The sequence below is a fragment of the Streptomyces sp. NPDC002537 genome (genome assembly GCF_053594975.1).
The window spans coordinates 39130-51438 of sequence record NZ_JBSFWT010000055.1 but is presented as its reverse complement, the minus strand read 5'-3'; the positions used below and the strand labels follow the sequence as shown (position 1 = coordinate 51438).

The window sequence follows — 12309 nt, the reverse complement described above, 5'->3', positions numbered from 1 at the left end:
GCCCGCAGGCTCAAGGCCACGGTCCGCACATTCAGCCCGTCCGGCGCTTGAGGACGCGGCCGCAGGCCGCCCCCGCCGCAGGCGGCGAACCGGCCCGCAGCCGGGGGCCTGGGGCACGTGCACCAGTTTCGGGAAGGGGCGGGGCTGGGGAAAGGCCCGCCGCAGGCGCGACGGGCCCGCACCCGGCGACGCGCCCGCACCCCCGGCGGACCCCCTACGCCACCTCGATGCCATGCGCCTGCACCAGCTCCGAGAGCCCGCCCCGATACCCCTGCCCGCCGAGCACGAAGTCCCAGTCCCCGTTCGCCCGCCGTCGGAAAGATCCCAGGACCAGCGCCGTCTCCCCCGGCCGCCCGTCGGAGACCTCCAGCTGACCCAGCTCGGAACCACCCGTGTCCGACAGCCTGATCCGCGCGTCCGTGAACTCCGCGAGGTCGGCGTCCGGATTGACGGCCGGGTCGATCGCGGCGACCAGGACCAGCCGGTCCGCGGTCGCGGGCAGCGCGTCGAAGGCCACCCGGAGGGCCGCCTTGTCCCCGGCGGCCGGGGGCACGGCCCGTACGGAGCCGTCGGGAGTGGCCGGGTTGTTGTAGAAGACGAAGTGATCGTCGCTGAGCACCCGCGTCCCCCGGCAGACGAGCGCGCACACGTCCAGGCCGACCGAGCCGGACCACGACATGCCCAGCACATTGTGGTCACCCGCCGCGGGAGCGGCTTCCGGCTCCGGGGCCGCCGCGGCCCCCGGGCCCGGACCCAGCCGCCCGCGCAGCCCGTGCCGCCCCAGCAGGTCGACCAGCTCCTCGCCGGACACCAGGGTCAGCGGCTTCCCGTTGGCGAAGGTGTACGAACCGGGGCCGAACCCCGACGTCGTCACCAGCACCCCCTTGTTCGCCCCGGCCCCCTGCACGGTCCCGTACAGATCGCGCACCGCCGTCGGCGGCACCGTCTTGCGGTACCGCTTCACCTGCACGATGATCCGGCCGCCGCTGATCGGGTCCGGGTCCAGGGCCTCGACGTCCACGCCGCCGTCGTTGGACCGCGTCGTCATCACGGCCTGCATCCCGCGGGCGCGGAACAGCTGGGCGACCAGCCCCTCGAACTCGATGGGGTCCATCTCGTACAGGTCCGGGTCGTCACCGCCCCCGTGCGACACCACGCCCCGGCCGACCTCGTCGGGCATCCGCCCCGGCCGCACGGCCGCGAGCTGGTCCGGCCGGGCGGACAGCTGGCCGCCCAGCCCGTCGACCAGGCAGTCGACCGCGCTGACCTGCTCCAGGTGCAGGCCGTCGAAGACCTCCCGGGAGACGGTGACCGCGGCCAGCACGATCTGCGCCCGCCGCCCGGTGACCGGATCGTGGTCGTCGACGAAGCCGTTGAGCACCACGGACTCCAGCGCCCCGAACTCGTCGGCCGCGAACAGCTCACGCACCGTCAGCAGCACGCACTGCGCGAGCACATCGCGGTACACGGCCCGCCGCTGCGCCGCGGGCCGGGCCGTCTCCTTGTCCTGGTCGGCGGTCGGCATGTACCGCACGGCCTTCGTCTCCGGCACGATCCCGTACCCCGGCAGCTCCGACGTCAGCACCAACTGCCGCGCGCCCGGGTCGTACGCGGCGGACACCTGGTGCGGGAACTCCTCCGGCCACGCGGACGAGGCGTAGAGCGCGGCGGAGAAGTAGTCGACGACCGCGTCCGGGTCCCGCCCGCGCAGCGCCTCCGTCATCTCCGCGACGCCCGCGTTGTACCGGCGGACCTCCGCGAGCTGCCCCGCGGCCCACTGGTCGTACTGCTGCCGGTACGCGGCCAGCTGCTGCTGCCGCTGCGCCTCGGCGGTCTGTGCCGCCTGCCGGTCGCGCTCGAACTGCTGCCGTGCGAAGCGGTATTGACCGGGGTCGGGCATGGCCACCGGGTGGGCCAGGTGCCCCGGCTGGAACGGCTCGACCTCCTCCGGCCTGCGGAGCGCAGCCGAGGTGAACGCCCGCTCGCGGCACCCGGCCGCCAGCAGCCCGGTCAGCTCGGCGACCCGGCCCTCCAGCTCCTCCGTGCGCCGTCCGGCCTCCGCCTCCCGGCGCTGGCGGTACGCCGCCCGCTGCTCGCGGTCGAGCCGCGCGGCCTCCCGCTCGTACGCCCGCTGCCGGCGTTCCTGTTCCCGCTGGGCCTGCACCTGTTCCCGGCGGGCGGCCTCGCGCTGCCGCTGCTGCTGGCGCTGTGCCTCTGCCCAGATGCCTATCAGTCCGTTGGAACGACGACTCATGCGGAAACATGCCCTCCCCTCGGGACACCCCGTGCGCCCCGGATGCAACGTCCATCCGACTTTAGTCGGGCTCGTGATCTTCTGGCGCTCATCCATGTGAGTGATGTGTGGATTTATGGGTACGTGCTTAGCTCGTGAATATGCCGAAACGTACGAGGCTTTGCACCGCCACGGCCGTCATGGCCGCCGTTCTGCTGACCGCCGCACCGCTCTCCGCGTCCGCCTTCGCCGCCGACGCCCCCACGACCCCCGCCGCCACGGCAGCCGAGCGCTCCAGGGCCGAGGTCCGCGTCGGCACCTTCCTCCACGACTACCGCCAGGCCGTCCTGCACAAGGGCGACAGGACCCCCGCCCAGGTCCGCGCCCACTACCTGACCCACGAGCTGGACCGGCGCCTCGGCACCTGGGCCCGCCTCCACGACGCCGACCCCGTCTTCCGTGCCCAGAACGTCCCGGCGTCGTGGTCGACGCGTACCGAGGGCAGCGGCGCGGGCCACACCACGGTGATCGTCACCGAGCACTGGCGCGGCGGCGCCAAGCGGGACGTCTGGTACCAGGTCCGCCTGGAGGACCTCACCATCTCGGACCTCGAGGACCCGCCGGCCTGACACCGCGCGCCACAGCACACCGCGCGCCACAGCGGCCTCAGTTGACGCAGGGGATGCCGCCCTCCTTCACCGACTCGCCCGCGAAGTCGCCCGAGGACGACGGCGAGGGCGAGCCCGTCGGGGAGCCCGTAGGGGAGCCCGTCGGGCCGGGGGAGTCGGTGGCTTTCGCGGTGGGCGCGGTGAAGTCCTGGCCCAGGGTGACCTGGACGTGTCCGGCCGGGACCGACGAGCTGGCGGACGGGGCGGCGGTCACGCCCAGCCGGGCCGCGATCTGCTGGGCGGCGGTCTGCGCGCCTTCGCCGTACACGACGGTCGTCGGCGCCTGTGCCGTGGTGTTGGACGCCTGGCCGGCCGTATAGCCCATGGCCGCAAGGGCCTTGAGCTCGTCCTCGGCGGCGCCCGTCTTCTCGGAGCCGTTGAAGACGTCCACGGTCGCCCGTGCCGGCTTCGCCGGGGCGGACGGCTTCCCGCTGCCCGCGCCGGGCGTCGGGGACGCGTCGCCCCCGCCCATCGTCTTCTGCACGATGGCCCGGATCTTCTCCGGGTCGACGAGCTCCACGTCCTCACCGTTGCGCATGGCCGACCCCTCGGTCGGCAGGGTGTTGAACTCGACCTTCCCGCCGGTGAGGTTGGTGGCCTGCTGGGCGAAGTCGATGACGTTCAGCTTGCTGTCGATGACCAGGTCCTTCTTCACCACGCCGAACAGGCCCTGCAGCTTGCTCAGGCTGTCGAAGGTGCCCTGGGTCTTGAGCTTGTGCGTGACCGAGGAGAGGAACGCCTGCTGACGGTGGGTCCGGTCCAGGTCGCCGCCGTCCAGCCCGTGCCGCTGACGGACGAACGCCAGCGCCTGCTTGGGGTTCACCTCCTGCAGCCCGGCGGGGAAGTCGGCCCCGGAGTAACGGTCGTGCACCGGGTGCTTCAGACAGACCTGGATCGGCTGGAGCACCTTGGCGATGTCGTAGAAGCCCAGCAGGTTGACCTCGGCGAAGTGGTCGATCGGCACCCCGAGGAAGTTCTGCACGGTCGCCAGGGTCGCCTCCCGGCCCGCCTCCCGGCTCTGCGCCTCCAGGTCGTTGCCGCGCACGCCCTTCTCGTAGAGCTTGTCGTGCGCCGCGGTGTAGGCGTAGGAGTACGCCTCCTTGATCTTGTAGTGTCCCTGCGGCGAGCCGTCGCCCTTGTACGTCTGGACGTAGTCGTCCCGGGGGATGGAGAGCGCCTGCACCTTCCCGCCGTCGGCGGGTATGTGCATCAGGATCAGGGTGTTGGTGTTGTAGTACCCGATGTCGCTCGACCCCGCGTGCAGCTGGTCCTGCACGAACTCCTTCGGGAGGTCGTTGCCGTTCATGTCCTTGCGCGAATCGAGGCCGATCAGCAGCAGGTTGACCGAGTTGTCGAGGTGCTTCGGCCCGTGCCGCCCCACCTTGTCGAGGGCGTCGGAGGTGTTCAGACCGCCCGTGATCCAGTGGTACGCGGCCCAGGAGACCCCACTGGTCGCCAGCACGGCGGCGGAGGCCACACCGACCACGGCCCGCCCGGCGATCACCGCCCGGGTCGTCCTCTTCCCGCTCTTCTTCCCGCCGCGACGCCGGGCCGCCCTGCCGCGGTTGTCACTGCTGCGGTTGCCACTGCCGCGCCGCTCGGCGCCGGGTTCTTCACGCACCGCTCTTCCTCACCCTTCGCCTGGACCGGAACCACCGCACCGCCAGCACGGCGAGCACGGCGACCTCCGCCGCCGCCATCGCCGGGAAGGCGTCGATCGCCCAGTGCGCCGCCCCGGTCGTGAGCCCCTTGCCGTGGGCCCCGGTCTCGCCCGCCAGTTGCTCCGAGGCCACTGTGACCAACATCACCACCAGCGGCGGCGCGTAAGCCACCCACCAGGCGCCCGCCCGCGAGCACGTCAGTGCCGCCAGGGCCGCGCCGATGGCCGCCGTGACCACGAAGGCCCAGCCGAGCGAGGAGCCGGCCAGCTCGTCCACGAGCGCGCCGAGCACCGGCAGCGCCAGGGCGAGCAGGGCCGTCCGGCGGGCACGGGCCCGCGTCCTGCCGCTTCTCCGGGCGCGCGCGCCCGCCGTTCGACCCCGTTGGGTGGGCACTCGGCGTCGGGATGCGGCCGGACCGCGCGAGGAGCCCACGCCCTCGCTCGGAGCCGTGGCCCGCTGGCCTGCCGTAGGCATTCCGGGTTGCATAGTTGCGCAATGTAGCAAGTATTCGGGCTATGGTGCTGCACGGGAGTTCGACAGGATTCCCGCGACCGTGGACGAAGAAGGGGAGGGGCCGCGCCGATGACGGCACCAGGGGACGGACACGCGGACCCTCCGGCGCAGGCGCTCGACGCGGCGGCCCTGATGTTCGGGCTCCTCGCCTCCCCGCTGCGCCTGCACATCGTGTGGGTGCTCGCCCAGGGCGAGAGCGACGTCACGCAGCTGGCACTGCGCGTGGGCGCCCGCGCCCAGGCCGTCAGCCAGCACCTCGCCCGCCTCAAACTCGCCGGAGCGGTCCGCGCCCGCAGCGAGGGCCGCCACCAGATCTACGCGGTGACGGACCCCCGCCTGACCGCCTCCGCGCGGGCGATGCTGACCCTGGCCGCCCTGAGGGCGGACCCCGGCGAACTCTCGGCCTGACCGCGGGGCCGGCCGGAAACGGGGAACCGGTGCCTGTCCGTTCGCCATGAACGCGCGGTCCCTCGTCGCGTCGTGCGACTAGGGTTGGGGGTGCGGTACCCAGCCGCGTCCGGGAACGTCTGGCGGACCCGGAGAGCGGAGCAAAGCCATGATCAGCGATGGGATGGCCGGAGTCCTGCGCTCGCTGTACGCCTTTGGCGACGCGGACCCGGCTTCGGCGTTCGCCGAGGTCCTGGGTGTCGACGACGTGACGGTGTCCGTGGTGCTCGACGCCGGTCACACGGAACCGCTGTGGTCCTCCGGCCGCGGCCCGGATCTCGCCGAGCTGCAGCGCACCTTCGGCGAAGGGCCCGAACCCGACGCGACGCGCAGCGGTGACGTGGTGCTGGTGCCCGACCTCGGTGCGGTCCCGGCGGACCGTTGGCCGCTGCTGCTGCCCGCCGTGGCCGAGCTGCCGGCGAAAGCGGTGTTCTGCTTCCCGCTGGGCATCGGCGCGATCCGGGTGGGCGTGCTGACCGCGGCGCGCGCCCGGCCGGGCCCGCTGTCCGGAACGGAGGTGACCGACGCCCTCGCGCTGGCCTCGGCGCTCACCACACTGTTCCTCGACGGCAGCGGGCGCGGGGACGGCGGGCTGCGCGTCGCACACCTCCCGCACGGGTGGCAGCAGGCCGTGGTGCACCAGGCGACGGGCATGGTCAGCGTGCAGCTTTCGATCTCACTGGCGGCGGCGCTGCTGCGACTGCGCGCCACGGCGTACAGCCGCGATCAGTCGATCGTGGAACTGTCCCAGGAGGTCGTGTCGCGTCGGCTGCGGTTCAACGACTCCACGAGCGGGCTGTCTCGGCCCGGAGAGAGCAGGGGATGAGGAGAATGTCCCGCCAACAGCAGGTCGCGGAGGTCTTCGTCGAAATGGCGGACACCCTCGTCGCCGACTTCGACATCATCGACTTCCTTCAGAGGCTGTCCGCTCGCTGCGTGGAGCTGCTGGACGTCTCGGCTGCCGGAATCCTGCTCGCGGACCCGCAGGGTGACCTGCAGATCATCGCCGCGTCCGACGAGGACACCCGGCTGTTGGAGCTCTTCGCTCTTCAGCACGACCAAGGGCCCTGCGTGGAGTGTTACACCCGCGGCGTCGCCCGTCTCAACATCGACCTCGCCGGCCCCGCGGCCGCGGGGAACTGGCCGCTGTTCGCGGACCACGCGCGCCGTACCGGTTTCACCACCACGCACGCGCTCCCGCTGCGGTTGCGTCAGCACGTCGTCGGGGCGCTGAACCTCTTCCACACGGACCGGACGGTGCTGGGAGGCGAGGACACGGCGCTGGCGCAGGCGCTGGCCGACATCGCGACGATCGGGATCCTGCAACAGCGCACCCTGGAGCAGACACAGACCGAGCGGACCCAGCTCCAGGCCGCTCTCACCAGCCGCATCGTCATCGAGCAGGCCAAGGGCATCCTCGCGGAACGCCTGCAGACCACGCCCGACCACGCCTTCGCCGCGATCCGCGCCCATGCCCGAGCCCGCCACCTGCGCATCTCCGAGCTCGCCCGCCAGATCGTCGACGGTTACGTACCCGGCCTGCCCACCACTCCGGGAGCCGCCTGATTGGCAAGCGGAATTGCCGGAAATCACCTGCACCAGTGAATTGTGGGGTGCTGGAGAGATTCTGTGTTCTGTCTGTTCCTATGGTTGTCGGTGTCGCCCCAGCCCCCGGTGGCTTTCCGCACCCCACCCCCTCGCTCCGGCGGGGCCAGTCGCATCGGGACTGCCATGGGCACCGAGCACCGACGACCCGTCCCTTGGACGACAGCTCAGTTTCCGGGGATGCTGCCCGAAGGGCGCCCGAACGTATACAGCTATTTCCTGCGCGGATTCACCGTGGTGGAGCTCCACGGCGACATCGACCTGGCCGCCGCCCCCGACGTCTCGCTGCACATCGACGCCGCGACAGCACTTGTGGGCTGCCGGGTGGTGGTCGACCTGCGGCCGGTGCGGTTCATGGACTGCATCGCGCTCGGCCTGCTCTGCCGGGCCCGCCGCCGCGCCTTGGAGCGTGGCGGCTCGTTCGGGGTGGTCTGCACCCGGCCCTGGCATCTGCGGCTGCTGAGGATCGGGACGTGGTCCGCGGTCTTCCGGCCGGTGGCCACGGTGGCGGACGCCCTGCTCGACGGGCGGGCACGTCCGCGCGCCTGACCGAGGGGTCGTGCCGGTACGGCGGATGTGCCGCGGCGGGTTCCGGCCGTGACCACTTCGTGGGCAACGGGGAAGCGGGGTTGCCAAGTTGTGGCGGTCTGATGCACCGTGCTTCGTAGTGGTACCCGCACGGGTATGCGGGAGGTCCGGCCGCCGCGCGGGGAAGACACCGGGACCGGCGGCGGCCGGGCGCCAGAGAAGAGGGGGCTCCCTGTGTCCCCGCCTCCTGACGCGGTTCGCCCTTCCTGGCAGGCCGGGGCACGCGGGAGAGACCCTGGCGGGACAGGCCGGGAAGGGCGGGACCGGAAACACGCGTTGCCGTCGCGTCTCCAGCCGTCCTTGTGGGCTCGGCGGCCTCGGGGTCTGGGAGAGCCGGGCCGGGCAAGAGATGCTGCCCGGCTTCGCCTCGGAGGCTAGACGACCGGCAAGAGGCGGGCAAGAGCCGGGAATTGGCCAGCGGCCCGCGGGCCTGTGGGGCGGCGCCGCCCTCGGGTATCGCCGGTGAGCGGCGGGGCGCGGACATGCGAACGGCCCCGGACGAGAGGTCCGAGGCCGTCGCTCCGGCTGAAAGCCGATGTCCCACAGGCCGGACCCTGTCCGACCACGTGCCCCCGGGCAGATTCGAACTGCCGACACCCGCTTTAGGAGAGCGGTGCTCTATCCCCTGAGCTACGGAGGCGGGGAGGTGCTGCGTTACCGCGGACAGTGTAGCGGGTGGTGCTCCGCCGCAAATGGGGCCGGGTGGGCCGGTTCCGGGGTGCCCCTTGCCTCTCTAACGGCGATAGGGTTCACTAACACTGTTAGAGCGAGTGGGGGCGGGCAAGGCCGCCGCGCTGGAAGTTGGAGGGGCGCATGGCACGCGTCGACACCTCGGCGCCGATCGCGGGCGCCTTACCGGCCGGGGGCCGGGGCGGTGGGATCACCATCGCCATCGTGCTGGTGGCCGCGTTCATGCAGCTCGTGGATGTGAGCATCGTCAACGTCGCCGTGACGGCCATCCAGCGTGGGCTGGGGGCGAGTTACACGGAGTTGCAGTGGGTGCTCGCCGGCTACACGCTGGCGTTCGCCGTGTTCCTGGTGGCCGGTGGGCGGCTGGGGGACCGGCTGGGGCGCAAGCGCATGTTCCTGGTCGGTATGAGTGCCTTCACCGCCGCCTCGCTGCTGTGCGGCGTCGCGCAGGGGCCGGGGATGCTGGTCGGCTCCCGGCTGCTGCAGGGGCTGGCCGCCGCGTTGATGTACCCGCAGGTCTACTCCGTCATCCAGGTCGTCGTACCGGCGAAGCGGCGCGGAGCGGTGCTCGGGGCCCTCGGTGGGGTCATCGGCCTCGCGGCGGTCACCGGTCCGCTCGTCGGCGGGCTGCTCATCCAGGCCGATCTGTTCCACTGGAGCTGGCGGCCGATCTTCCTGGTGAACGTTCCCGTGGGGGTCCTGGCCGTGCTCCTGGCCATCCGGTACCTCCCGGAGTCGCGCGCCGACGAAGCCGACCCGATCGACTGGCCGGGCGTCGCCCTCGTCACCGCGAGTGTCACCCTGCTCGTCTACCCCCTGGTGCAGGGACGCGACCTGGGCTGGCCGCGCTGGCTGTTCGGCCTGCTGGCGGCGGGTGTCCTGGGGCTCGTCGCGTTCGCGCTCTACGAGCTGCGCAGGGAGCGCTCCGGCCGCACGCCGCTCATCAGGATGAGCCTGTTCGCCAGCCGCGGGTTCAGCGGCGGGCTCGTCATGGTCGTTCTCTTCTACGGGGCGTTCCTGCCGTTCTTCCTGGTCTTCAGCGTCTATGTGCAGTCCGGCCTCGGCTTCACCGCGCTGCAGGCCGGTGTCGCGCTGGTGCCCTACGCTCTCGGATCGGCCCTCGGCTCCGGGGCGTCCATCGCGCTGGCGCCGCGTCTCGGCCGCGCCGTCCTGCACGTCGGCTTCCTGGTGCTCATCGCGGGGACCTGCTGGATCGCCTGGACGGTGCACCGGCTCGGTACGGACCTCCACGGCGTGCAACTGCTCCCCGCACTGCTGGTGGCGGGTCTCGGCTTCGGGCTGACGGTCACCCCGCTGGTGACGCTGATCCTGGCCAAGGCGCCGATCCGGCACGCGGGTTCGGCCTCGGGGACGCTCACCACGGCGCAGCAGTTCGGCAGCGCCGTGGGGATCGCGCTCCTGGGCAGCCTGTTCTTCGGACTGATCGGCAACCACGCCGACACCGTCACGGCCGACCAAGCACCTCGTGTCGTACGGCAGTTGACGGATGCGGGGCTGCGCCCCGAGCAGAGTCTCGCCGTGGTCGACTCCTACCGCCGGTGCTTCCGCGACCGCGCGCACGAGAAGGACTCGACCGTGACGCCGGAAAGCTGTCGCCGGACCGGCGCGGTGCCGGTGTCCGGGCAGGTCGACCGGGTGCTGAAGCGCTCGGCGGACGAGGCCACGCGCACCGACTTCGCCTGGTCCGTGGAACGGACCCTGTACGTCCAGATCGGTTTGTTCGGAGTCTGCTTCCTGTTGGTCTGGATCCTCCCCAAGGTGCGCGGAAAAGAGCTCGCCGAGTTCGAGGAGAAAAGCCGGGACGCGGTCGTCATCGGGTGACATGCGGTCATCGGTCCGGGGCCCTGCCGTCGGTGGGGCCCCAGTTGTTTTCCGCGCCTGCGGCGTAATGGTTACCAAGTTCGGTTGTAGCGTGAATGGATGATTCCGAAAGCATGCGGGAAGGGGTTGAAAAGAACACTCGGAAGTGACGGCTGATGGGGGATTACCGGCCAATGATTGGCTTTCTGCCGACTGCCTGGCCGAGGGCTGTGGTAAAGGTTGAAAATACCTGGGTCATGTGCTTGCATGGCCGCTGATGTCTCCACGGGGGTTACGCGATGACAGCAGCGGATTGCTCGTTCATGGACAAGGCGCCGGTCGGGAGGCCCGGGGTGCCGGGTGTGGCGGTCGGGCAGCGGTCCCGACGGTGGTGAGGAATAGCGTCCGCTTTTATGCACCGTGAAAACTCCAGTGATCGCGGGACGCTTTATGTGAATCATTGCGCAGCGTGGGCCGTGGTGTGGCCCGGGGCTGTGGCGCGCGAGCTCATCTCGAATCCTGCAATGGCCTGTCCGGCGTTGCGTCAAGGGGGGTAAAGTGGGCACCAATGTCTTGTCCGAGCAGTATGGACTCCAGGTCTTCCTGCAGCGATGTCGGGTCCGTGCCGGTATCTCGCAGAAAACTCTGGCGCAGCAGCTCTATTTATCACCGCGCGGCTACTGGAATCTCGAACAGGGGCGCATCCGCAACCCCAGTGCGGATCTCCTGGACAGTCTTTCCAGCATCCTGCGGCTGGGCGCGCGGGAACGGTGGACGCTCTATATGCTCGCGGTGCGGCATGACCCGCCGCCGCTGAACGGCGTCGCCCTGGAAGACGCTTCCGTCTTCTCGCAACTGCTGTCCGTGCAGCGGTGCCCTGCGGTCATCGTGGACCCCGCCTGGCAGATCGTGGCCTCCAACGATGCCTATGAGGATCTCCCCTTCACCGACGCGAGCGGCGCCCGGCGCAATCTGATGCACCACATCCTGCTCACTCCGTCCGTTCGCGATGTCCTGCTCGCGATGTGGGAGGAGGCGTGGGCCGCCCCGTTGCTCGCCGAGCTGCGCACGGCGTGCGAGGTCCTCCCCGAGGCCGGATGGCCGAAGTCCCTGCTGCGCCACGTCGCGCGGGACCAGCGGCTGCGGCGCGCCTGGCGTCGGCTGGACGCCCCGTACCTGCCGCTCTCCGGCGCCTCGCGCCCCTTCCGGCACCCGGTCTGGGGGCCGGAAGTGACCGTGGCCGAGACCGTGCCGCGCTATATGACCGGCTACAAGATCTTCTCGCTGGTGCCGAGCGGGTCCGTGGCCCGCGAGTTCGTGGCCCGCGAGCCGGCTGTCCTAGGGGCGGGCCTGCGCGGCGACTCCGTCGAGCAGGCATGACAGGCCGAAGGCGAACCGGTCGTCGTTCCCCGTCCCGGTGAGTTCCTCGGCGAGGGCCACGGTGTGCGGATATTCCTCCCGTGAGAGTTCCTCCAGCTCCTCCCGGATCTCCGCGAGGTAGTCCCGGGGAGCCTCGCCCCGCGCCACCGCACCCGACATGGGAGTGGTCTCCCACAGCACGAAGCCGTGGATGTAGACCAGGCAGGTGATCAGCGCGTAGGAGCTCTCACGGTCGCCGAGGCCCGAGCCGCGCAGCCAGCCCAGCAGGCGTTCGAGGCTGGAGAGCATATGAGGCCCCAGCACGAAGCGGTTGGTGAGGATCCGGGCGGCGTCGCGTCTGCCGGTCAGGTAGGCGCGGAAGGCGTGGCCGAAGGAGAGCAGGTTCTCCTTCCAGTCCTCGGTGGCCGGCAGCTCGTCCACGGGGAAGTCCGCGAAGAGGGCCTCGGCGAGCAGGTCGATCAGGTCGTGCTTGTCCTGGACGTGCCAGTACAGGGTGGCGGCCTTGATGCCCAGGCGGTCGGCCAGCTTCCGCATGCTCAGGGCGTCCAGCCCGTCCCGCTCGATGAGTTCGAACGCGGCCTGGACGATGCGGTCGACGGTGACCGGCACGCGCTCCGCGTCCGCCGCGGGCCGCCGCCGCACGGAAGGCCGCTTCCTGTCCCGCGCGTCCGTCCCCACGTCCGTCCCCTCGCCTCCGCGTCCC

General features: G+C 71.2%; 11 protein-coding genes and 1 tRNA gene. 7 read left to right on the top strand and 5 right to left on the bottom strand.

From position 1 onward, the window contains the following. Positions 1 to 214: 214 nt before the first annotated feature. Positions 215 to 2254, bottom strand: coding sequence for a restriction endonuclease (locus ACWD4A_RS23465; protein ID WP_451196935.1), 2040 nt, complete (start codon positions 2252 to 2254; stop codon positions 215 to 217). Positions 2255 to 2394: 140 nt separating this feature from the next. On the opposite strand from ACWD4A_RS23465, the gene ACWD4A_RS23460 reads away from it, so the two are divergent. Then, positions 2395 to 2862, top strand: coding sequence for a hypothetical protein (locus ACWD4A_RS23460; protein ID WP_451196934.1), 468 nt, complete (start codon positions 2395 to 2397; stop codon positions 2860 to 2862). A gap of 37 nt (positions 2863 to 2899) precedes the next feature. Here the strand turns inward: ACWD4A_RS23460 and ACWD4A_RS23455 are convergent, their stop codons facing one another. Beyond that, positions 2900 to 4522 (bottom strand): LCP family protein, encoded by a 1623-nt coding sequence (locus ACWD4A_RS23455; protein ID WP_451196933.1) that lies wholly within the window; start codon positions 4520 to 4522, stop codon positions 2900 to 2902. Beyond that, complete coding sequence (locus ACWD4A_RS23450) at positions 4515 to 4955, bottom strand: DUF6542 domain-containing protein (RefSeq protein WP_451196931.1); 441 nt, start codon at positions 4953 to 4955, stop codon at positions 4515 to 4517. The genes ACWD4A_RS23455 and ACWD4A_RS23450 overlap by 8 nt, the downstream gene beginning before the upstream one ends. Positions 4956 to 5144: 189 nt before the next feature. On the opposite strand from ACWD4A_RS23450, the gene ACWD4A_RS23445 reads away from it, so the two are divergent. The 4 genes from ACWD4A_RS23445 to ACWD4A_RS23430 all read left to right on the top strand — a co-directional run bounded on the left by ACWD4A_RS23445 (position 5145) and on the right by ACWD4A_RS23430 (position 7676). After that, the gene (locus tag ACWD4A_RS23445) at positions 5145 to 5483 is read left to right on the top strand and encodes an ArsR/SmtB family transcription factor (RefSeq protein WP_451196929.1); all 339 of its coding nucleotides are present in this window, start codon (positions 5145 to 5147) and stop codon (positions 5481 to 5483) included. Positions 5484 to 5631: 148 nt separating this feature from the next. Then, complete coding sequence (locus ACWD4A_RS23440) at positions 5632 to 6348, top strand: ANTAR domain-containing protein (RefSeq protein ID WP_451196928.1); 717 nt, start codon at positions 5632 to 5634, stop codon at positions 6346 to 6348. A 5-nt stretch (positions 6349 to 6353) separates the two neighbouring features. Further along, a complete protein-coding gene (locus tag ACWD4A_RS23435; RefSeq protein WP_451196926.1) occupies positions 6354 to 7088 on the top strand; it encodes an ANTAR domain-containing protein in 735 nt (244 codons plus the stop codon). Between the two features lie 219 nt (positions 7089 to 7307). Then, positions 7308 to 7676, top strand: coding sequence for an anti-sigma factor antagonist (locus tag ACWD4A_RS23430; protein WP_451196924.1), 369 nt, complete (start codon positions 7308 to 7310; stop codon positions 7674 to 7676). A gap of 606 nt (positions 7677 to 8282) precedes the next feature. On the opposite strand, the gene ACWD4A_RS23425 is transcribed toward ACWD4A_RS23430, so the two are convergent. After that, a tRNA-Arg gene (locus tag ACWD4A_RS23425) sits at positions 8283 to 8355 on the bottom strand. Between the two features lie 173 nt (positions 8356 to 8528). Between ACWD4A_RS23425 and ACWD4A_RS23420 the strand changes: the two genes are divergently transcribed. Further along, positions 8529 to 10247 (top strand): MFS transporter, encoded by a 1719-nt coding sequence (locus ACWD4A_RS23420; RefSeq protein ID WP_451196923.1) that lies wholly within the window; start codon positions 8529 to 8531, stop codon positions 10245 to 10247. A 537-nt stretch (positions 10248 to 10784) separates the two neighbouring features. Continuing rightward, positions 10785 to 11606, top strand: a complete 822-nt coding sequence (locus ACWD4A_RS23415) for an MmyB family transcriptional regulator (RefSeq protein WP_451196921.1) — start codon at positions 10785 to 10787, stop codon at positions 11604 to 11606. Here the strand turns inward: ACWD4A_RS23415 and ACWD4A_RS23410 are convergent. Then, entirely contained in the window at positions 11565 to 12284 is a 720-nt protein-coding gene (locus tag ACWD4A_RS23410; protein WP_451196919.1) for a TetR/AcrR family transcriptional regulator, read from the bottom strand. The genes ACWD4A_RS23415 and ACWD4A_RS23410 overlap by 42 nt on opposite strands. Positions 12285 to 12309: the final 25 nt, after the last annotated feature.

Coding starts and splice junctions, on each gene's coding strand:
- ACWD4A_RS23465 (WP_451196935.1), bottom strand. CDS start 2,254: ATGAGTCGTCGTTCCAACGGACTGATAGGCATCTGGGCAGAGGCACAG.
- ACWD4A_RS23445 (WP_451196929.1), top strand. CDS start 5,145: ATGACGGCACCAGGGGACGGACACGCGGACCCTCCGGCGCAGGCGCTC.
- ACWD4A_RS23435 (WP_451196926.1), top strand. CDS start 6,354: ATGTCCCGCCAACAGCAGGTCGCGGAGGTCTTCGTCGAAATGGCGGAC.
- ACWD4A_RS23420 (WP_451196923.1), top strand. CDS start 8,529: ATGGCACGCGTCGACACCTCGGCGCCGATCGCGGGCGCCTTACCGGCC.
- ACWD4A_RS23460 (WP_451196934.1), top strand. CDS start 2,395: ATGCCGAAACGTACGAGGCTTTGCACCGCCACGGCCGTCATGGCCGCC.
- ACWD4A_RS23440 (WP_451196928.1), top strand. CDS start 5,632: ATGATCAGCGATGGGATGGCCGGAGTCCTGCGCTCGCTGTACGCCTTT.
- ACWD4A_RS23430 (WP_451196924.1), top strand. CDS start 7,308: ATGCTGCCCGAAGGGCGCCCGAACGTATACAGCTATTTCCTGCGCGGA.